The following is a 20,069-nucleotide window of genomic DNA, read 5'->3' as shown; positions in this document are numbered from 1 at the left end:
TTCTTTTCGCCGATTTTGTAATATCTCGTGAACAATTCTTTACCAAAGTTTGCTAGAACCCCACCGCACCGGGATAATGCGCGCCACTCGGCCATCGCGCCATGTCCCGGTTTCATGGGCAATTTGCAGCACAAGGAAGCCCGCAGGGGCGGGAAATCTTCTCAGTGATCAACTTCAACATCGCCCAATGGCGCGCCTGGGCCCCTGGGCTCGACAGCGTGGATGCCTGGCGCGACTGGTGCCAGGCCCCGGTGTTGCTGGCCCAAAGCGATGCCGCACCCGATGTGTCGTTCCTGCCGGCCATGCAGCGCCGGCGCCTGAGCCGCCTGGCCCGGATGGCCTTCAGCGTCGGCTGGCCCCTGGCCGAAGGCTTGCAGGACCTGCCGCTGGTGTTTGTCTCGCGCCATGGAGAAACCCCGCGCACCCTGGCTATTCTCAGCGACCTGGCCACGGACCAGCCCCTGTCGCCGACCCAGTTCAGCCTCTCGGTACACAACGCGGTGATTGGCCTGTGGTCGATCCTGCGCAATGAAACCAGCGAAATGACGGCCCTGGCGGCAGCGGGCGACGGCCTGGAGCATGGCATGCTGGAGGCTGCGGCCCTGCTCAACGAAGGCGCGCCGGCCGTACTGCTGGTGATTGCCGAAGAACAGCCTCCCCACGCCTACGCGCGCTGGATCGACGACGTGCCGTTTCCCTATGCCCTGGGCCTGCTGCTGACCCCAGGCGACGAATGGCAACTGGCGCTGCATACCGCGGCTGTCCAACCCACCGACACACAGTGGCCCCACGCCCTGAACCTGCTGCGTACCCTGCTCACCGAGCAGGGTGCCTGCCAACATGCCTGGAAGAACCGAGTATGGAACTGGCAACGCAAACACTGACCGACAAGCCCAGGGACGCCTACTACTGGCGCCTGTTCGCCACGGCGGCCAGCTTCGTGCTGTTCGGCCTGGGCGGCTTGTGCCTGCGCCTGCTGGTGTTTCCGCTGCTCAGTTGCCTGCCCGGGGATGGGCGTCAGCACCAGCGCCGTGCGCGCCTGACCGTTGGGCGGTTGTTCTGGTTCTTTATTAACCTGATGTACCGCGCCGGCATCCTGACCTACAGCATCGAAGGTGCCGAAAAACTCGGGCGCCCCGGGCAGATGATCATCGCCAACCACCCATCGCTGATAGACGTGGTGGTGCTGATCGGCCTGGTGCCCCAGGCCAATTGCGTGGTCAAGCAAAGCCTGTGGCAGAACCCCTTCACCCGTGGCCCGGTGAGCGATGCCGGCTATATCAGCAATGACGGCAGCATCGACATGCTCGATGCCGCCGCCGGCGCCCTGCAGGGCGGCCAGACCCTGATTATCTTTCCCGAAGGCACCCGCACCGTGCCAGGCGCGGCGCCGGCCTTCCATCGAGGGGCCGCCGCCATCGCCCTGCGCGGTGCGACACTCGTTACCCCCGTGGTGCTCAAGGTCAGCCCGACCACGCTGACCAAGGCCGAGCCCTGGTATCGCATCCCCCACCGCCGCTTTCACTTCAGTTTGCAGGTGGGTGCCGATATAGACCCACAGGTGTTTGCCTCACAAGGGCCCGCACCCCAGGCCTCACGCAAGCTCAACGATTACCTGCATCACTATTTCATTAAGGAGCTCGCCGAAGATGAGCAACCCAAACAGCCTTGAGCACGACATCAAAACCCTGATCATCGAGGCCCTGGGCCTGGAAGACATCGACGCCTGCGACATCGGCAGCGAGCAAACCCTGTTCGGCGAAGGCCTGGGCCTGGATTCGGTAGACGCCCTGGAGTTGGGCCTGGCGATCCAGAAAAAGTACGGTATCAAGATCGATGCCGACGCCAAGGACACCCGCAATCACTTTATCAACGTGGCCAGCCTCGCGGCATTCGTCACGGCCAGACAGGCAGCTTGAGACCCGACCATGCAAACTCGTGACGATATCTTCAACACCCTGCGCGACGCCCTGGTGGAACTGTTTGAACTGGAGCCGGCGCGGGTCACCCTCGACGCCAACCTGTACCAGGACCTGGAAATCGACAGCATTGATGCGGTGGACCTGATCGACCATATCAAGCGTCAGACCGGCAAGAAAATCGCCGCCGAAGAGTTCAAGGCCGTGCGTACGGTCAATGACGTGGTCGAGGCGGTCTACCGCCTGGTCCAACCGGCCGCATGAGCCGGCTGATCGGCCTTGGCCTGTTGCTGGTAGGGCTGCTGTATCCGTTTGCGGTGTATTACGGCACGGAGCACTTCGCACCGTGGCAATTCGGCCTGCTGCTGGCCAGCCTCTGGCTGCTGCGCGCGCTGACCGGCGCACGGCGCCCCGGCAACGCCTGGATGGCCACGGTTGCGATTGTGTTTTGCCTGCTACTGGCCTGGTTCGACAACCCGCAATGGCTGCGCTGGTACCCGAGCCTGGTCAGCCTCCTGATGCTGGCGCTGTTCGGCCTGAGCCTGAAATACGGCCCGCCGATGGTCGAGCGCCTGGCGCGCCTGAGCGACCCGCACTTGCCTGAACAGGCCATTGCGTACACACGCCAGGTCACGGTGGTATGGAGTGTGTTTTTCTTGTGTAACGGCCTGCTCGCCGCCGCGCTCACCCTGTGGGCACCACTGAGCTGGTGGACGTTGTACAACGGCCTGATCGCCTATGGGCTGATGGGGTTGTTGTTTGCCGTGGAATGGCTGATACGACAAAGGGTTCGAGGCCGCGTATGAATTGGGTCAATCTTGAGCATCTGTTGCTTGAGCCTGTGGAGCTGCGTTCGGTCACCACTGAACCTGTGATGAACCACGCACAGCTGTGCGAACGGGCCCTGAGCCTCGCGGCCGGGCTGCAAGCCCGTGGCATCCGGCGCCTGGCCGTGCACCTGAACGACGCCGGCGAGCTGGCGATTGCCCTGCTCGGTGCCTGGCGTGCCGGGGTCAGTGTGTTGCTGCCCGCCGACCTGCAACCCCAGACCCGTCAACGCTGGGCCACTGCGGTTGATGCCTGGCTGACCGAAACGGGCGACCTGGATACGCTCTACCAACCGCCGCTCGCTGCCGCAGCCCTCGACCTGGACACCTGCCAACTGAGCCTGTGTACCTCCGGCTCCAGCGGCGAGCCCAAGCGCATCGACAAAACCCTGCGCCAGCTGGCCAACGAGGTGCAGGCCCTGGAAGCCCTGTGGGGCGCCGACCTGGGCCAGGCGTGCATCATCGGCAGCGTCGCCACCCAGCATATCTATGGCCTGCTGTTTCGCGTGTTGTGGCCGCTGTGCGCCGGGCGCGGTTTTGTGCGCCAGCAACTGCCGTTTCCCGAAGACTTGCAGCGCGTCAGCCGCCAGCACCCGCATTTCGCCTGGGTGACCAGCCCGGCCCTGCTCAAACGCATGGGCGACAACCTCGACTGGCTGGCGTTGAGTACGGTCAAGCGCGTGTTCTCTTCCGGTGGCGCGCTGCCCGCCGACGCCGCCGACAGCCTGCACCGACGCCTGCAACAGTGGCCGACCGAGATCCTCGGCAGCTCGGAAACCGGCGGCATTGCCTGGCGCCAGGGCCACACGCCATGGCAGCCGTTTGCCGGTGTACGCCTGACTCAGGATGCCGACGGCGCCTTGCGCATTGCTTCGCCGTACCTGCCAGCCGGGCATGTCGAGCAGACTGCCGACGCCGCCCGGATCCACGCCGACGGCCGCTTTGAACTGCTCGGGCGTCTGGATCGGATCGTCAAGCTGGAAGAAAAGCGCATTTCCCTGCCGATGCTCGAACAGGCCCTGGCGGAGCATGCCTGGGTCGCCGAGGCACGTCTGGGGGTGATCCAGGAAAACCGCGCCTCCCTCGGGGCCCTGGTGGTGCTCAGCAGCGATGGCCTGCACGCCTTGCGCAATCAAGGCCGACGCAGCGTCACCCAAACCCTGCGCCAACACCTGAGCCAACACTGCGAAGCCCTGGCCCTGCCCCGCCGCTGGCGCTTGTTGCGGCAGTTGCCGCTCAACCCCCAGGGCAAACTGCCCCAGGCCGCAATCGAAGCCCTGCTGCTGGCGCCACGCCCCAAGGCGCCACACGTGCTGGCGCAAGTCGAGGCGAATGGCGAATGGACCCTGCAACTGAGCATTGCGCCGGACCTGGCCTATTTCAGCGGCCACTTCCCCCACACGCCGGTGTTGCCGGGGGTGGTGCAGGTGGAATGGGCGTTCAATCTGGGCCAGCAACTGCTCGACCTGCCGCCGGCCTTTGCCGGCATGGAAGTGCTCAAGTTCCAGCAACTGATACGCCCTGGGGACGAAATCGAACTGCACCTGCGTTTTGATCGTGAGCGGGGCAAGTTGTATTTCGCTTATCGCAATGACAGTGCGGCGTGTTCCAGTGGGCGGATTCTGCTGGAGAACTCCCATGCATAAGTTGGGTGAAGGGTGGGAGCTGGCTTGCCTGCGATGCAGGCCGCTCGGTCTCACAGGGAAGCCCGACCATGCATAACCCCTGCGCCCTGATCCCGGTCTACAACCACGAAGCCGCCGTGCCCACTGTGGTGCGTAGCCTGCTGGAGCGCGGCCTGCCCTGCCTGCTGGTAGACGATGGCAGCAGCCCGGCCTGTGCCGCCGTGCTGGCGCAACTGGCCAGCCTGGACAATGTGTCGCTGCTAAGCCTGCCCATCAACCAAGGCAAGGGCGCAGCGGTCATGGCAGGTTTTCGCGAAGCCGCGCGCCTGGGTTTCACCCATGCCCTGCAAGTGGACGCCGATGGCCAGCACGACCTGCGCGAAGTCGCGCTGTTTCTCGACGCCTCGCGCGCCCATCCCGACGCCGTGATCTGCGGCTACCCCGAATACGATGACAGCGTGCCCAAGGGCCGCCTCTATGCGCGCTACCTGACCCACGTCTGGGTATGGATCAACAGCCTGTCGCTGCAGATCCGCGATTCGATGTGTGGCTTTCGCCTCTACCCCCTGGCACCGGTGCTGGCTTTGATGGACTCGGCGCGGATCGGCAAGCGCATGGATTTCGACTCCGACATCCTCGTGCGCCTGTCGTGGCGCAACCAGCCGATGCGCTGGCTGCCGACCAAGGTGCACTACCCGGCCGATGGCCTGTCGCACTTTCGCCTGGTCCACGACAATGTGCTGATTTCATCCATGCACACCCGGCTGTTTTTCGGCATGTTGCTGCGTGCGCCGCTGATCCTCTGGCGACGGTGGCAGGCATGAGCGAGACCACCCGGCACTGGGCCGACCGCCAGGAGCGCGGCAGTTTCTGGCTGATGAAACTCACCGCGTTTGCCGCCAAAGTCCTCGGGCGCCGGGTGCTGAGTCCACTGCTGTATGGCATCGTCCTGTACTTTTTCCTGTTTGGCCGTGCCGCGCGCCAAAGTATCTGGCAATACCAGCAGCGCCTGGCCGAGTGGAGCGGGCGTGGCGAGCTTCGCCCCAGCCACCGCCGGGTCTTCAGCCAGTTCATGGCCTTCGCCGACGCCTTGCTGGACAAGCTCGACGTGTGGAACGGCAAGCTGCGCCTGGAGCAGATCGAGATCATCGACCCGGCCCAACTGCGTGGGCAACTGCGCAGCGAGCGCGGGCAGATGCTGGTGGGCGCGCACCTGGGCAACCTGGAAGTGTGCCGCGCCCTCGCCGAGCTGGGCGAGCAAGTCACCATGAATGTGCTGGTGCACACCAAGCACGCCGAACAGTTCAACCGCCTGCTGGGCGAAGCCGGGGCGAGCAACCTGCGACTGATCCAGGTCAGCGAGCTGGACCCGGCGGTGATGCTGCTGCTCAGCCAGCGCCTGGACGACGGCGAATGGCTGGCGATTGCCGGCGACCGCATCCCCCTGCATGGCGGGCGCACGGTGCGCGTGGATTTTCTCGGCCACAGCGCCGCCTTCCCCCAGGGTCCATGGCTGCTGGCCGGCCTGCTCAAGTGCCCGGTCAACCTGCTGATGTGCCTCAAGCACCAGGGGCGCTACCGGCTGATCATCGAGCCCTTCGCCCAACTGATCGAATGGAAACGCAGCGACCGCCAGCAGGTGATTGCCCACTGGGCCGCCCGCTACGCCGAGCGCCTGGGCCAGTTCTGCCTGCAGGCGCCCCAACAATGGTTCAACTTTTACCCTTTCTGGAAGACCGATGACGACGCATCTGCTTGAGCCGGTAACCTTCGGCGAACTCCCATTGCGCATCGAAGACGTGCTGGCCCTGGCCAACCGCCAGGCGCCCACCCGCCTGCAAGACGATGCCGGGTATCGCCAGCGCATCGCCAAGGGCGCGCAGTTCCTCGATTCGCTGCTGGACAAGGAAGGCGTGATCTACGGCGTGACCACCGGCTACGGCGACTCGTGCGTGGTGGCAGTGCCGTTGCAGCATGTCGAGGCATTGCCGCGTCACCTGTACACCTTTCACGGCTGTGGCCTGGGCAAGTTGCTCGACGCCCAGGCCACCCGTGCGGTGCTGGCGGCGCGCTTGCAGTCGCTGTGCCATGGCGTGTCCGGGGTGCGGGTTGAACTGTTGGAACGCCTGCAGGCATTCCTTGAACACGACATTCTGCCGCTGATCCCGGAAGAAGGCTCGGTGGGCGCCAGCGGCGATCTGACGCCGTTGTCGTACGTGGCCGCCACCTTGTCCGGCGAGCGTGAAGTGCTGTTTCGGGGCGAGCGCCGCCAGGCTGGCGATGTACACCGCGAACTGGGCTGGACCCCGCTGGTGCTGCGGCCCAAGGAAGCCCTGGCCTTGATGAACGGCACCGCGGTGATGACCGGCCTGGCCTGCCTGGCCTTCGCCCGCGCCGACTACCTGCTGCAACTGGCCACGCGCATTAGCGCGTTGAACGTGGTGGCGCTGCAAGGTAACCCGGAACACTTTGACGAGCGCCTGTTCGCCGCCAAGCCGCACCCCGGGCAGATGCAGGTTGCAGCCTGGCTGCGCAAGGACCTGGCCATCGACGCCCCGACCGCACCCTTGCACCGCCTGCAGGATCGCTACTCGCTACGCTGCGCGCCCCACGTCCTCGGTGTGCTGGCCGACAGCCTGAACTGGCTGCGTTCGTTTATCGAAGTCGAGCTCAACAGCGCCAACGACAACCCGATCATCGATGCCGAGGCCGAACGTGTACTGCACGGCGGGCACTTCTACGGCGGGCATATCGCCTTCGCCATGGACAGCCTGAAGAACCTGGTGGCCAACGTCGCCGACCTGCTCGACCGGCAACTGGCGCTGCTGGTCGATGAGCGCTACAACCACGGTTTGCCAAGCAACCTGTCGGGCGCCCCGGCGGATCGCGCGATGATCAACCACGGCTTCAAGGCCGTGCAGATCGGCACCAGCGCCTGGACTGCCGAAGCCTTGAAAAACACCATGCCGGCCAGCGTGTTTTCGCGCTCCACCGAGTGCCACAACCAGGACAAGGTCAGCATGGGTACCATCGCCGCCCGCGATGCTATCCGCGTGCTGGAGCTGACCGAACAGGTCGCCGCCGCCACCTTGCTCGCCGCCAACCAGGGCGTGTGGCTGCGCGCCCAGGCCAAGGATGCACGGCCGCTGCCACCGGCCCTGGCCGCGATGCACATCGAGCTGGCCAAGGACTTTGCGCCAGTGATCGAAGACCGCGCCCTGGAAGGCGAACTGCGCCTGTGCCTGCAACGCATCGCCGCGCAACACTGGAGGCTGCATGCGTAGCCCCGGTGTGTTGCATTGCGACACTGAAATCCTCGTGCCCTTCTTCGACATCGACACGATGAACGTGGTCTGGCACGGCCACTACGTGAAATACCTGGAAATCGCCCGCTGCGCGCTGCTGGACAAACTCGGCCACAACTACACGGCGATGCTCGAATCCGGCTATGCGTGGCCGGTGATCGACCTGCAACTGCGCTACGTGCGTGGCGCCACCTTTGGCCAGACCCTCAATGTGCGCGCCAGCCTGGTGGAGTGGGAGAACCGCTTGAAGGTCAACTACCTGATCACCGACCTTGCCAGCGGCGAACGCCTGACCCGCGCCAGCACCGTGCAAGTGGCCGTCGAAATCGCCAGCCGCGAGATGCAACTGGCCTCGCCCACAGCCTTCACCAGCGCTGTCGAAAGGGCCTTGAAATGCTGACCCCGGGAGGAGCCGGCTTGCCGGCGATGGCCGTCAACGATAACCCGGGCCACCTGGCACTGCGCGGCGCTCTCAAGTTTTTCGCGAGCAAGCTCGCGCCTACAGGAGTTGGGTTGTTTTTGAGCTTTGGGGCTTATGCCTTCGACCTGCAACAACTGAGCGATCAACTGGCCAAGCCCAGCGTGATCCACGGCAACTTCATCCAGGAGAAACACCTGCGCGCCCTGCCCCAGCCGCTGACCAGCAAAGGCACCTTCGTCCTGGCCAAGGACCACGGCCTGCTCTGGCTGCTGAAGACCCCGCTGCAACAGGACTACCGCATCAACGCCCAAGGCATTGCCCGCCGCGATGCCAACGGCTGGCAACCCCTGCCGAACAAAAGCGCCGGGGCCCAGCAGAACCGCTTGTTCCTTGCCGTGCTGCAAGGCGACAGCAGTGGCTTGCAACGCGACTTCGAGCTGCACCTGCAAGGCGAGGCCAAGGCCTGGAAACTCACGCTGATCCCGCGCTCGCTACTGCTCAAGCAAGTGTTCACCCAGATCAACATCGACGGCAGCGAGTTGGTACACACCATCGAACTGCGGGAAACCCAGGGCGACAGCACCCTGCTGCGCATGCAAGACAGTACCGGCACACAACCCTTGAGCGCCGCGGAGCAACATGACTTTGCCCAGTGAGCGTTGGTTGCCGCGCCTGTTCCTGATCCTGCTGGTGGCCGTGCTGGCCCTGGCCGGCTGGCAATGGCGCCAGGGCGCGCCGCTGTCGGCCAACCTCATGGAACTGGTGCCGGGCAACACCCCGGATGCGCTGGAGCTGGCGGCCGAGCAACGCATGCAAGAGCCGCTGAACCGCGAGATGCTGGTGCTGGTGGGGCATGCCGAACGCCAGCAAGCCCTGAATATGGCCCAACAACTCGGCGAGCAGTGGCAGGCCAGCGGCCTGTTTGAAAAGGTCACCTGGACCCTGCAGGCCGACCTGCCAGCCCTGCGCCAGCAATTGCTGCAAGGGCGCCTGGCCATGCTGTCGGCCAAGGACCGCGAACAGTTGATCGGCGAACCCGAGGCATTTATCGCGCAACGGGTGCAGGCCCTGTTCGACCCCTTTACCGGCTTCAGCCTGGTACCGAGCCAGGACGATTGGCTGGGCCTGACCGGGCGTATCCAGAACAGCCAGCCGCAACACGGCGCGGTGCAGTTGGATATCGGCAGCGGTGCGTTGATCGCCGATGCCGACGGTAAAAGCTGGGTACTGCTGCGTGCGCGGACCCTGGGCAATGCCTTTGACATGAAACTGCCGCTGCACGTCGCCGACCTGCTGCAAGCCAGCCGCGACCGGGCCAGCGAGCACGGCGTGCAACTGCTCGCCGCCAGCGGCCTGCTGTACGCGGCCAACGGTCAACAACAGGCCAGCCGCGAGATGACCTGGGTCGGCGGCGGCGCAACCGTGGGCATTCTGTTGCTGTTGCTGCTGGTATTCCGCCGTTGGCGCGTGTTGCTGGCCTTTGTCCCGGTGCTGGTGGGCATGCTGTTTGGCGCAACCGCTTGCGTGGCGCTGTTTGGTCATATGCATGTGATGACCCTGGTGCTGGGCGCAAGCCTCATCGGTGTGGCGGTCGACTACCCGCTGCACTACCTGTCCAAAAGCTGGAGCCTGCAACCCTGGCGCAGTTGGCCGGCCCTGCGCCTGACCCTGCCAGGCCTGAGCCTGAGCCTGGCGACCAGTTGCATCGGCTACCTGGCCCTGGCCTGGACGCCGTTCCCGGCGCTGACCCAGATCGCCGTATTCTCCGCCGCCGGCCTGGTGGGCGCCTATTTGTCAGCGGTGTGCCTGTTGCCGGCGCTGCTCAACGGCATGGACCTGCGCCCGGCACAATGGCCGCTGCGGGTTGCCGAGTTTTTGCTGGGGGTGCGCGAGTCGCTGCAAAAGCGCCTGCCAAGCCAGGCACTGCTGGTGCTGGCCCTGCTGTTCTGCGCCGGTGGCCTGTGGCAGTTGAACAGCAAGAACGATATTCGCCAGTGGATCGGCGCACCCGCGCAATTGCTCCAGGAAGCCCAGGCCATTGCGCGCATTACCGGCTATCAGCCCACCAGTCAGTTCTTCCTGGTGCGTGCGGACAATCAACAGCAGTTGCTGGAACGCCAGGCGGCGCTGAGCCAGCGCCTGGATCAACTGGTGCATATGGACAAACTCCAGGGTTACCTGGCGCTCAATCAATTGCTCAGCACTCCCGGCGAACAGCAGCAAGTGCGCGAGGCCCTGAAGCAATTGCCGGCGCTGTGGCAACCGCTGCTGGACCTTGGCATCCCCGCCAGCGCCCTGCAAGCGGAGCTGGCGCAGTTGCAGGCGCTGCCCACCGAAGATATCGATACGGCCCTCGCCGGCCCGCTGGCCGAGCCCTGGCGCCTGTTATGGCTGGGCAATGTCGACGGCGGCGTGGCAGCGATGGTCAGCCTGCAAGGCTTGAACAACCCGGCGCTGCTGCGTATCCAGGCCTTGGACCTGCCTGGCGTGCAACTGGTGGATCGCCTTGGCGACTTGAACCAGGTCTTTGCCGCGACCCAGGTCAGCGCCGCCGAATTGAAATTATTGTCCTGTGTACTGATCGTCTTGCTGCTGGTCCTGCCCTTTGGCCTGGGTGGCGCGTTGCGCATTGTCGCCCTGCCACTGCTGGCCGCCCTGTGCAGCCTGGCCAGCCTCGGCTGGCTGGGGCAACCGCTGACCCTGTTCAGCCTGTTCGGCCTGCTGCTGGTGACGGCCATCAGCGTCGATTATGCGATCCTCATGCGCGAACAGATCGGCGGCGCCGCGGTCAGTCTGCTGGGGACATTGCTGGCGGCTGTCACCACCTGGCTGTCGTTTGGCCTGCTGGCGGTCTCCAGCACGCCGGCGGTGAGTAACTTCGGCCTGTCGGTCAGCCTGGGCCTGGCCTTCAGCTTTATGCTGGCGCCATGGGCCGGCCGCCAGGAACATGCGCCATGACGCCCACTGATTGTTTTGAGTTGAATGTGATAATCGCCAACCCGGCAAGGAGCCACAGTGCCCACAGTTGAAATGGAACGTCGCCAGGTCGTGGTGATCGGTGCCGGTCCATCCGGCGCCATTGCGGCCGCGTTGCTCAAGCGTAACGGGCATGATGTGTTGATCATCGAACGCGAGCACTTCCCGCGTTTTTCCATCGGCGAGAGCCTGCTGTCCCACTGCATCGACTTTATCGAAGAGGCCGGCATGCTTGAGGCGGTCAACGCCGCCGGCTTCCAGCTGAAAACCGGTGCCGCATTTGCCTGGGGCGAGCGCTACAGTGCCTTCGATTTCGGCGACACCTTCAGCGATGGCAAGCCCACGACCTTCCAGGTCCAGCGCGCCGATTTCGACAAGTTGCTGGCCGATCAGGCCGCGTTGCAAGGCGTGGAGATCCGTTACGGCCAGACCCTGGTCGGCGTGGATTTCGCCGCAGGCCACCGCTACCTGCACGTGCGCCGCGAGAATGGCCGCGAATACCACATCAAGGCCGGTTTCGTCCTCGACGCCAGTGGCTACGGTCGCGTGTTGCCGCGCCTGCTGAACCTTGAAGCGCCGTCGAACTTCCCGGTGCGCCAGGCGGTGTTCACCCATGTCGAAGACCGCATCGAACACCCGGGCTTCGACCGCAGCAAAATCCTCATTACCACCCACCCGACCCAGCGCGATATCTGGTTCTGGACCATCCCGTTCAGCAACGGGCGCTGTTCGGTGGGCGTGGTCGCGGCCAAGGAACATTTTGCCGGTTGCGATGGGGATCTCGATGCCTGCCTGCGCGGTTTTATCGAGCAAACCCCGAGCCTGTCCAACGTCCTGGCGAACGCGGTCTGGGATACCCCGGCACGGGCCATCGGCGGCTACTCGGCCAACGTCACCACCTTGCATGGCCCAGGCTTTGCGCTGCTGGGCAACGCGGCAGAGTTCCTCGACCCGGTATTCTCCTCTGGTGTGACCATCGCCATGCGTTCGGCCAGCATGGCCGCCGGCCTCTTGCACCGCCAGCTCAAGGGCGAAAGCGTGGACTGGCAGACCGAGTTCGCCGAGCCGCTCAAGCGCGGGGTCGACACCTTCCGCTGCTATGTCGAAGGCTGGTACGCCGGCACGTTCCAGGATGTGATCTACCACCCTGGCAGCTCGCCGCAAATCCGCCGCATGATCAGCTCGATCCTCGCCGGTTATGCCTGGGACGAGCGCAACCCCTTTGTCAGCGAACCCAAGCGCCGCTTGCGGATGCTCTCGCAAATCTGTGCCGGGGATAACGTATGAGCAGTCCGTCTGTGCAAAAAGAATACTTGAGCAAAAATTACGTCGAAGAGACCAAGTTCGGCTTCTGGTTCCTGCGCAGCCATACCTGGCAACATCATGTGCTGCGCGTGGCGATCAACGACCTGCGTGGCCTGTTCAGCGAGCCGTTGCCCCAGGCGCCAGTACTGCTGGATGCCGGCTGCGGCCAGGGCAAGTCGTTTCGCTATCTGCAACAGGTGTTCGCCCCCGCACGCCTGATCGGCCTTGACGCCGACCCGCACAGCCTTGACCTGAGCCGTGCCGAAGCCGCGCGCCAGGGCATTGATATCGAGCTGATCGGCAGCGATTGTGCAACCCTCGACGTGGCCGACGAGAGCGTCGACATCCTGTTCTGTCACCAGACTTTCCACCACCTGGTGGAGCAGCAACGGGCACTCACCGAGTTCTATCGGGTGCTCAAGCCGGGTGGCTACCTGCTGTTTGCCGAGTCCACCGAAGCCTATATCGATACCTGGGTGATTCGCTGGCTGTTCCGTCACCCGATGCATGTGCAAAAGAGCGCCGCCGAGTACCTGGAAATGGTCCGCGACCAGGGTTTCGAGTTCGGCCCGCAGAATGTGTCCTACCCCTACCTGTGGTGGAGCCGCTCGGTTGACTTCGGCCTGCTGGAGCGCTGGGGCCTGCGCCAGCCCAAGCCGTTTGGCGAGCGTGAAGAGACCTTGGTGAATGTGGTCGCGCGCAAGCCACTTACAGGCCCGGCAGCATGATCCGCGCGTTGCTGATCGCCAGCCTGCTGCTGCTCGCTGCCTGCGCCAGCCAGCCACCGCTGCCGGTGCATACACCAAGCCTGGCCTTGCCCCTGCAATTGCATATCGAGCGCGAGCAGGATGGCCAGCGCCAGGACTGGTTGCTGGTGATCCAGCGCGAAGGTCGGGCCATTCGCTGGTCGCTGATGGATCCACTGGGCATTCCCCAGGCCCGACAAAAGCTGGTGGCCGGCACCTGGCAGGCGGATGGCCTGCTGCCGCCCAATCCCCAGGCCCGTGAATTGTTTGCCGCGCTGCTGTTTGCCCTGACGCCTGCCGCCGAGGTGCGCGGCAACTATCCCCAAGCCCGCGAATACGATGGTGTGCGGGTGCTCAAGCCACATTGGCAAGTGCTCTATCGCGCGCCGTTGAGCTTTAGCGTGGGCATGCCCGGCCAGCACCTGAACTATCGCGTCAGCGCGCTTGAGAGCAGCCCATGACTGCCTACCTCAATGCCCTGGGGGTCATCTGCGCCCTGGGCCGTGGCCAGGACGAAGTACGGCGCAACCTGTTTGCCGGGGATTGCTCCGGCATGCGCGCCGAGCGCGGCTGGGTGCCTGAGCGCAGAGTGCCGGTGGGCAGCGTGCTCGGTGAACTGGCACCGCTGCCGCCGCACCTGGCACAACAGAACAGTCGCAATAACCAGTTGCTGCTGGAGGCTGCGTTACAGATAGAAGGCCCGATCCGCCAAGCGATCCAGACCTTTGGCGCGTCACGCATCGCGGTGGTGCTGGGCACCAGCACCTCGGGCATCGATGAAGCCAGCCGCGGCATCGCCCACTACCTGCGCGAAGGGCAGTTCCCCGAGGATTACGACTACCGGCAACAGGAACTCGGCGCCCCGGCCAACTTCCTCGCCGACTGGCTGCAACTGAGCGGCCCGGCCTATGTGATTTCCACCGCCTGCACCTCCAGCGCCCGCGCAATGATGAGCGCACGCCGCCTGCTGGACCTGGGCCTGTGCGATGCGGTGCTGTGTGGCGGGGTCGATAGCCTGTGCAAGTTGACCCTCAATGGCTTTACCTCCCTGGAAGCGGTGTCTGCCGAACGCTGCAACCCGTTTTCGGTGAACCGCAATGGCATCAATATTGGTGAAGCGGCGGTGCTGTTCCTGATGAGCAGGAGCCCGGCGCCCATCGCCTTGCTGGGCAGCGGCGCCAGTTGCGATGCGCACCATATCTCCGCGCCGGAGCCCACCGGCAAAGGTGCGCTGCAGGCAATGAGCAAGGCCCTGGCCAGTGCAAAGTTGGCCCCGGCGCAGATCGGCTACCTGAACCTGCACGGCACCGCGACCCCGCATAACGACGCCATGGAAAGCCTGGCCGTAGCCACCCTGTTTCCCGCGGGCGTAGCCTGCTCCTCGACCAAGCCGCTGACCGGCCATACCCTTGGCGCCGCCGGGGCGCTGGAAGCCGCGTTCTGCTGGCTGAGCCTGAGCGAGGGCACGCTGGCGCCGCATATCTGGGACGGTCAAGCCGACCCGGTGCTGCCTGCCCTGCACTGGGCGAAGGTCGGCGATCCCCTGGAAAAACGCTACCTGATGAGCAATTCGTTTGCCTTCGGCGGCAATAACGTCAGCCTGATTATCGGAGACGCCCCATGATCGATTGGCCACTCGCCGAACTGCTGCCCCACGCCGGGGACATGATCCTGATCGACCAGGTGCTGGCGTTCGATCAAGAGCAGATCCGCACTCGCGTCACCGTCAGGCCCGGCGGCCTGTTCAACCGCCCTGACGGCAGCCTGCCGGCCTGGGTCGGCGTCGAGCTGATGGCGCAAAGCGTCGCTGCCTATGCGGGCTGCCGTGCACGCCAGAACGGCGAAGCGGTGGCGTTGGGGTTCCTGCTGGGCACCCGTAAGTTTGAGTGCAACGTCGAGCACTTTCCCGTCGGCACCGAGCTGACCATCCACGGCCTGCGCTCCCTGGAAGACGACAACGGCATGGGTGTGTTCGAATGCCACCTGACCGGCAACGGGATCCAGGCCAGCGCGCGCCTGAACGTATTTCGACCGCCCCAGGCGGCCAACTATTTAGCTGAATCGAAGGACACGCGTCATGACTGAATCCGTACTGGTCACCGGCTCCAGCCGGGGTATCGGCCGCGCTATTGCCTTGCGCCTGGCCCAGGCCGGCCATGACATCGTGCTGCATTGCCGCAATGGCCGTGCCGAAGCGGATGCCGTACAGATTGAAATCCAGGCCCTGGGACGCAAGGCCCGGGTGCTGCAGTTCGATGTGGCAGACCGTGCCACCTGCAAGCAAATCCTTGAGGCCGACGTGCAAGCCCACGGCGCCTATTACGGCGTGGTGCTGAACGCCGGGCTGACCCGCGATGGCGCGTTCCCGGCGCTCTCGGAGGATGACTGGGATGAGGTGATGCGCACCAATCTCGATGGTTTCTACAACGTGCTGCACCCAGTGATGATGCCGATGATCCGACGCCGCGCGGCCGGGCGCATTGTGTGCATTACCTCGGTCTCGGGGCTGATCGGCAATCGTGGCCAGGTCAACTACAGCGCGTCCAAGGCCGGCTTGATCGGTGCGGCCAAGGCCCTGGCCATTGAGCTGGGCAAGCGCAAGATCACCGTCAACTGCGTGGCCCCCGGCCTGATCGACACCGCGATGCTCGACGAGAACGTGCCGGTGGAAGAACTGATGAAGATGATCCCCGCCCAGCGCATGGGCACTCCCGAAGAGGTCGCCAGTGCGGTGAACTTCCTGATGTCGGCCGAGGCCGGCTACATCACCCGCCAGGTGCTGGCCGTGAACGGGGGCCTGTGCTGATGAAACGTGTGGTAGTCACCGGCATGGCCGGCATGACCTCCCTGGGCTGCGATTGGGACACCATCGTCGCCAGCTTCCGCGCCCAGCGCAGCGGCATCCGGCGCATGGATGAGTGGGACCGCTTCAGCGAACTGAACACCCGCTTGGCCGGGCCGATCGACGATTTTGTGGTGCCGGCCCACTGGACCCGCAAGCAACTGCGCAGCATGGGCCGGGTCTCGCGCCTGGCCGTGTGGGCCGCGGAACAGGCGCTACAGGACGCCGGCCTGCTGGGCGATGCGTCGATCAAGGATGGGCGCATGGGGGTGGCCTGCGGCTCATCTACCGGCAGTACCGACGAGATCAAGGCCTTCGGCAATATGCTGCTCAACTCGGTGGCCGAGGGCCTGAACGCCAACTCCTATGTGCGCATGATGCCGCACACCACGGCGGCCAATATCAGCATTTTCTTTGGCCTCACCGGGCGCCTGATCCCCACATCCAGCGCATGCACCAGCGGCAGCCAGGGCATCGGCTATGCCTATGAAGCGATCAAGTTCGGCCGCCTGCCACTGATGCTCGCCGGCGGAGCCGAAGAACTGTGCCCCACCGAAGCCATGGTATTTGACGCGCTCTACGCCACCAGCCTGAAAAACGACGCCCCGCAGACCAGCCCGCGCCCCTACGACAGCGGCCGCGACGGCCTGGTGATCGGCGAAGGCGGCGGCATGCTGGTACTTGAGGAGCTGGAACACGCCCTGGCCCGTGGCGCGCACATCCATGCCGAGATCGTCGGCTTTGGCAGCAACGCTGACGGCCAGCACACCACCCGTCCCGAGCAGGTCACCATGCGCCGGGCCATGGAACTGGCCCTGGAAGATGCCGGCCTGACGCCGGATGCCATCGGCTACGTGAACGGCCACGGCACCGCCACCGAACAAGGCGACATTGCCGAAACCCTGGCCACCAGCAGCCTGTTCGGCAGCCGCATGCCCATCAGCTCGCAGAAGAGTTTCCTGGGCCATACCCTGGGTGCCTGCGGGGCCCTGGAGTCGTGGTTCAGCATCGAGATGATGAACCGCGACCAGTACGTACCGACCTTCAACCTCGATCAAGTCGACCCGCGCTGCGGCGAACTGGACTACCTGCGCGGCGAGTTCCGCCAGATGCACAACGACTACGTGATGAACAACAACTTTGCCTTTGGCGGCGTCAACACGTCGCTGATCTTTCGCCGCTGGCAGTAAGCCTTTTATTTGACTGGAGAGAACGGAATGTCTTCGTTGCTACGCGCCACCCTCATCGCCCTGACCCTGCTGGCCGTTGCCGGCTGTACCAGCAAGCCGGTGCTCAACACCCAGCATGCGCTGGCTGCCAGCGAGCAGGTCAGCGAAGAAAAAATGAAACAGGCCATCCTCACCGCCCTGGACAAGCGCAACTGGAGCGTGCAACGCGCCGACCCACGCCTGATCCAGGCCCAGATCAACGTGCGCAACCGCTACTACGCCGAAATCGACATCCGCTACACCGGCACCCACTACGCCATCACCTACCGCGACAGCCAGGAACTGGGCTACAAGGACGGCAAGATTCATCGCAACTACAACCGCTGGGTGAGCATGCTCGATCGCGACATCATGGCCGGGCTGCGCGCAAGCGGCGCGGCGCAAGCGGGCACGGCGGCGCAGTTGTTCAAGGAGACGGGGACGTCGAAGCAGAACTGAAAATACCCTGAGGCCGCGCGTCACCCTGCGAAGCTGCAATAACAACGTACCAGGTGACATTTTTACCGCCTGTGCCGCCATCATCGCCGCCTCACAGGGCGAGGCGGCTCCCACAGCACTACACCAACGCCTTGCGCGTCAACAGCTCGACAAACGCCCTGGCCATCGGCGACTGCTGGTCCTTGCGCTGTACCAGCCATACCGCCGTCACCGCCTCCGGGTCGAGCAAGGTGCGGTAGACCACGCCGTCGATGCGGATGCGCTGGTACGACGCCGGCAACACCGACACCCCCAACCCCGCTGCCACCAGGCCGATGATGGTCATGGCCTCGCCGGCCTCCTGGGCGAAGTGCGGGCTGAAGCCGGCGTCACGGGCCAGGCTGAGCAACTGGGCGTACAAGCCGCTGCCATAGGCCCGTGGGAAAAATACAAAAGGCTCGTCAGCCAACTGTGCGAGGTACAAACCCCGCTCGCTGCCTTGTGCCAATGGATGGCCGGCACTGAGCACCGCCACCAGGGGCTCACGCATCAACTCCACGACACTCAGCGAATCCGGCAACGGCAGCGGGCGCATCAAGCCGACCTGGATCGACTCATCCACCAGCGCACCTGCCACTTCGGTACTGCTCATTTCCTGCAGGTTCAGATGCACCGCCGGGAAGGCCTGGCGAAAAGCGAAAATCGCCTGTGGGATGCTGGAGTTAAACGGCGCCGAAGAGGTGAAGCCGATCTTCAGCTCGCCCAATTCACCCAATTGCGCACGACGCGCCACATCGGCGGCCTTGTCGACCTGGGCCAGCACCAGCCGTGCCTCATGCAGGAACAATCGCCCCGCTTCACTCAATTGGACCCGACGGTTGGTACGTTCAAACAGACGCGCGCCCACGTGCTGCTCCAATGTCTGAATCTGCTGGCTCAGGGGTGGCTGGGAGATGCCCAAGACCTGGGCGGCCCGACCGAAATGCAGCTCTTCAGCCACGGCAATGAAGTAGCGCAAATGGCGCAATTCCATAAAAACCTCATTAGGTCGCAAAAGCTATCAAACAGGTCGAACAATATATTGGAAAGAATCATTAGCCAGCTATATTCTTTTTTGCATGGCCTGTCCTGGCTGCCTTTGCTTCCCGAGGTCCCGCGTGAAAGCTGCTGTCGCTCCACTTGCCCAAGAACGTCCGCCCACCGCCCTGGATGAGGTGGTGGCGCAGCTCAACGATGTGTACATCGAAAAAGGCACACCGATGTTTATGCGTACGGTGCTGGCCCTGTTTTCCGGCGGCTTTGCCACCTTTGCCCTGCTGTATTGCGTACAGCCGATGATGCCGGCGCTGTCCCACGAGTTTTCCATCAATGCCGCGCAAAGCAGCCTGATCCTCTCCGTCTCCACCGCAATGCTCGCGTTTGGCCTGCTGATCACCGGGCCGATTTCCGATCGCCTGGGACGCAAGCCGGTGATGGTGACCTCGTTGTTCTGCGCGGCGCTCTGCACCATCGCCAGTGGCCTGATGCCCACCTGGGAAGGCATCCTGTGGATGCGCGCACTGCTGGGCCTGTCTCTCAGTGGTTTGGCGGCCGTGGCCATGACCTACCTCAGCGAGGAGATCCACCCGCAGCACATCGGCCTGGCCATGGGCCTGTATATCGGCGGCAATGCGATTGGCGGCATGAGCGGGCGTCTTCTCACCGGCGTGTTGATCGATTTCGTCAGCTGGCACACAGCAATGCTGATCATCGGCGCACTGGCATTGGCTGCCGCAACGGTGTTCTGGAAAATCCTCCCCGAGTCGCGCAACTTCCGCTCCAGCAGTCTCAAGCCGCGCAACCTGCTCAACGGTTTTGTCATGCACTTCAAGGATGCCGGCCTGCCCTGGTTGTTCCTCGAAGCCTTCGTGCTGATGGGGGCCTTCGTCACGCTGTTCAACTACATCGGCTACCGCTTGCTGGCCGCCCCCTACGACCTGAGCCAGGCGGTGGTGGGTTTGTTGTCGGTGGTGTACCTGTCGGGTATCTACAGCTCGGCAAAGATCGGCTCGCTGGCCGACCGCCTGGGCCGCCGCCGCATGCTGTGGGCCACGATCGTGCTGATGCTCGCCGGCATCACCCTGACGCTATTCAGCCCGCTGGTACTGATCATCATCGGTATGCTGATCTTCACCTTCGGCTTCTTCGGCGCCCACTCGGTGGCCAGCAGCTGGATTGGCCGCCGCGCCCTGAAAGCCAAGGGCCAGGCTTCATCGTTGTACTTGTTCAGCTATTACGCGGGGTCGAGTATTGCCGGGACCGCCGGTGGGGTTTTCTGGCATTACGCGGGGTGGAACGGGATTGGCGGGTTTATCGTCACGCTGCTGATCGTTGCGCTGCTGGTGGCGTTGAGGCTGGCGAAGCTGGCGCCGTTGGGGAACGGAAATACCTGATACGGTGTTGCTTCAAATGTGGGAG

22 protein-coding genes are annotated in these 20,069 nt (G+C 64.2%); 21 read left to right on the top strand and 1 reads right to left on the bottom strand.

Going from position 1 to position 20,069, the window contains the following annotated elements:
• Positions 1-164 precede the first annotated feature (164 nt).
• The 20 genes from HZ99_RS19885 to HZ99_RS19790 all read left to right on the top strand — a co-directional run bounded on the left by HZ99_RS19885 (position 165) and on the right by HZ99_RS19790 (position 17,633).
• Positions 165-884: a beta-ketoacyl synthase chain length factor gene (locus HZ99_RS19885; RefSeq protein WP_038445482.1), complete on the top strand. Its 720-nt coding sequence runs from the start codon at positions 165-167 to the stop codon at positions 882-884.
• Positions 860-1,672, top strand: coding sequence for a lysophospholipid acyltransferase family protein (locus HZ99_RS19880; RefSeq protein ID WP_038445480.1), 813 nt, complete (start codon positions 860-862; stop codon positions 1,670-1,672). Before HZ99_RS19885 ends, HZ99_RS19880 begins: the two co-directional genes overlap by 25 nt.
• Positions 1,650-1,919, top strand: coding sequence for a phosphopantetheine-binding protein (locus HZ99_RS19875; RefSeq protein WP_038445478.1), 270 nt, complete (start codon positions 1,650-1,652; stop codon positions 1,917-1,919). The genes HZ99_RS19880 and HZ99_RS19875 overlap by 23 nt, the downstream gene beginning before the upstream one ends.
• Before the next feature lie 9 nt (positions 1,920-1,928).
• Positions 1,929-2,183: an acyl carrier protein gene (locus HZ99_RS19870; RefSeq protein ID WP_005784088.1), complete on the top strand. Its 255-nt coding sequence runs from the start codon at positions 1,929-1,931 to the stop codon at positions 2,181-2,183.
• Positions 2,180-2,725 (top strand): membrane protein, encoded by a 546-nt coding sequence (locus HZ99_RS19865; RefSeq protein WP_038445474.1) that lies wholly within the window; start codon positions 2,180-2,182, stop codon positions 2,723-2,725. The genes HZ99_RS19870 and HZ99_RS19865 overlap by 4 nt, the downstream gene beginning before the upstream one ends.
• Positions 2,722-4,392, top strand: a complete 1,671-nt coding sequence (locus tag HZ99_RS19860) for an acyl-CoA synthetase family protein (protein WP_038445472.1) — start codon at positions 2,722-2,724, stop codon at positions 4,390-4,392. The genes HZ99_RS19865 and HZ99_RS19860 overlap by 4 nt, the downstream gene beginning before the upstream one ends.
• A gap of 68 nt (positions 4,393-4,460) precedes the next feature.
• Positions 4,461-5,195: a glycosyltransferase family 2 protein gene (locus HZ99_RS19855; RefSeq protein WP_038445470.1), complete on the top strand. Its 735-nt coding sequence runs from the start codon at positions 4,461-4,463 to the stop codon at positions 5,193-5,195.
• The gene (locus tag HZ99_RS19850) at positions 5,192-6,130 is read left to right on the top strand and encodes a glycosyl transferase (protein WP_038445468.1); all 939 of its coding nucleotides are present in this window, start codon (positions 5,192-5,194) and stop codon (positions 6,128-6,130) included. The genes HZ99_RS19855 and HZ99_RS19850 overlap by 4 nt, the downstream gene beginning before the upstream one ends.
• On the top strand, positions 6,111-7,655 hold the full coding sequence (locus HZ99_RS19845; RefSeq protein WP_038445466.1) for an HAL/PAL/TAL family ammonia-lyase: 1,545 nt from the start codon (positions 6,111-6,113) through the stop codon (positions 7,653-7,655). Before HZ99_RS19850 ends, HZ99_RS19845 begins: the two co-directional genes overlap by 20 nt.
• Positions 7,648-8,076 carry an acyl-CoA thioesterase gene (locus HZ99_RS19840; protein WP_038445464.1) on the top strand — a complete coding sequence of 143 codons (429 nt, stop codon included), beginning with the start codon at positions 7,648-7,650 and terminating at the stop codon, positions 8,074-8,076. Before HZ99_RS19845 ends, HZ99_RS19840 begins: the two co-directional genes overlap by 8 nt.
• The gene (locus HZ99_RS19835; RefSeq protein ID WP_181883195.1) at positions 8,070-8,753 is read left to right on the top strand and encodes an outer membrane lipoprotein carrier protein LolA; all 684 of its coding nucleotides are present in this window, start codon (positions 8,070-8,072) and stop codon (positions 8,751-8,753) included. Before HZ99_RS19840 ends, HZ99_RS19835 begins: the two co-directional genes overlap by 7 nt.
• Positions 8,743-11,055 (top strand): MMPL family transporter, encoded by a 2,313-nt coding sequence (locus tag HZ99_RS19830; protein ID WP_038448136.1) that lies wholly within the window; start codon positions 8,743-8,745, stop codon positions 11,053-11,055. Before HZ99_RS19835 ends, HZ99_RS19830 begins: the two co-directional genes overlap by 11 nt.
• Before the next feature lie 57 nt (positions 11,056-11,112).
• On the top strand, positions 11,113-12,360 hold the full coding sequence (locus HZ99_RS19825) for an NAD(P)/FAD-dependent oxidoreductase (protein ID WP_235205535.1): 1,248 nt from the start codon (positions 11,113-11,115) through the stop codon (positions 12,358-12,360).
• On the top strand, positions 12,357-13,106 hold the full coding sequence (locus tag HZ99_RS19820) for a class I SAM-dependent methyltransferase (RefSeq protein WP_038445458.1): 750 nt from the start codon (positions 12,357-12,359) through the stop codon (positions 13,104-13,106). Before HZ99_RS19825 ends, HZ99_RS19820 begins: the two co-directional genes overlap by 4 nt.
• A complete protein-coding gene (locus HZ99_RS19815) occupies positions 13,103-13,585 on the top strand; it encodes a hypothetical protein (RefSeq protein WP_038445456.1) in 483 nt (160 codons plus the stop codon). Before HZ99_RS19820 ends, HZ99_RS19815 begins: the two co-directional genes overlap by 4 nt.
• A complete protein-coding gene (locus HZ99_RS19810) occupies positions 13,582-14,748 on the top strand; it encodes a beta-ketoacyl-[acyl-carrier-protein] synthase family protein (protein WP_038445454.1) in 1,167 nt (388 codons plus the stop codon). Before HZ99_RS19815 ends, HZ99_RS19810 begins: the two co-directional genes overlap by 4 nt.
• Entirely contained in the window at positions 14,745-15,209 is a 465-nt protein-coding gene (locus HZ99_RS19805) for a hotdog family protein (protein WP_038445452.1), read from the top strand. The genes HZ99_RS19810 and HZ99_RS19805 overlap by 4 nt, the downstream gene beginning before the upstream one ends.
• The gene (gene fabG / locus HZ99_RS19800; RefSeq protein WP_038445450.1) at positions 15,202-15,930 is read left to right on the top strand and encodes a 3-oxoacyl-ACP reductase FabG; all 729 of its coding nucleotides are present in this window, start codon (positions 15,202-15,204) and stop codon (positions 15,928-15,930) included. The genes HZ99_RS19805 and fabG overlap by 8 nt, the downstream gene beginning before the upstream one ends.
• Positions 15,930-17,156: a beta-ketoacyl-ACP synthase gene (locus HZ99_RS19795; protein ID WP_038445448.1), complete on the top strand. Its 1,227-nt coding sequence runs from the start codon at positions 15,930-15,932 to the stop codon at positions 17,154-17,156. Before fabG ends, HZ99_RS19795 begins: the two co-directional genes overlap by 1 nt.
• A gap of 27 nt (positions 17,157-17,183) precedes the next feature.
• Positions 17,184-17,633 (top strand): hypothetical protein, encoded by a 450-nt coding sequence (locus HZ99_RS19790; protein WP_038445446.1) that lies wholly within the window; start codon positions 17,184-17,186, stop codon positions 17,631-17,633.
• Positions 17,634-17,751: 118 nt separating this feature from the next.
• Here HZ99_RS19790 and HZ99_RS19785 read toward each other — a convergent pair whose 3' ends face one another.
• Positions 17,752-18,645 (bottom strand): LysR family transcriptional regulator, encoded by an 894-nt coding sequence (locus tag HZ99_RS19785; protein WP_038445444.1) that lies wholly within the window; start codon positions 18,643-18,645, stop codon positions 17,752-17,754.
• Between the two features lie 124 nt (positions 18,646-18,769).
• Here HZ99_RS19785 and HZ99_RS19780 point away from each other — a divergent pair, with 124 nt between their 5' ends.
• Positions 18,770-20,044, top strand: coding sequence for an MFS transporter (locus HZ99_RS19780; protein WP_038445442.1), 1,275 nt, complete (start codon positions 18,770-18,772; stop codon positions 20,042-20,044).
• Positions 20,045-20,069 lie beyond the last annotated feature (25 nt).

It is taken from the genome of Pseudomonas fluorescens (genome assembly GCF_000730425.1).
Lineage (GTDB): Bacteria > Pseudomonadota > Gammaproteobacteria > Pseudomonadales > Pseudomonadaceae > Aquipseudomonas > Aquipseudomonas fluorescens_X.
Note: the sequence above shows the minus strand (reverse complement) of the source record. Positions and strands in the feature narration are given on the sequence as shown.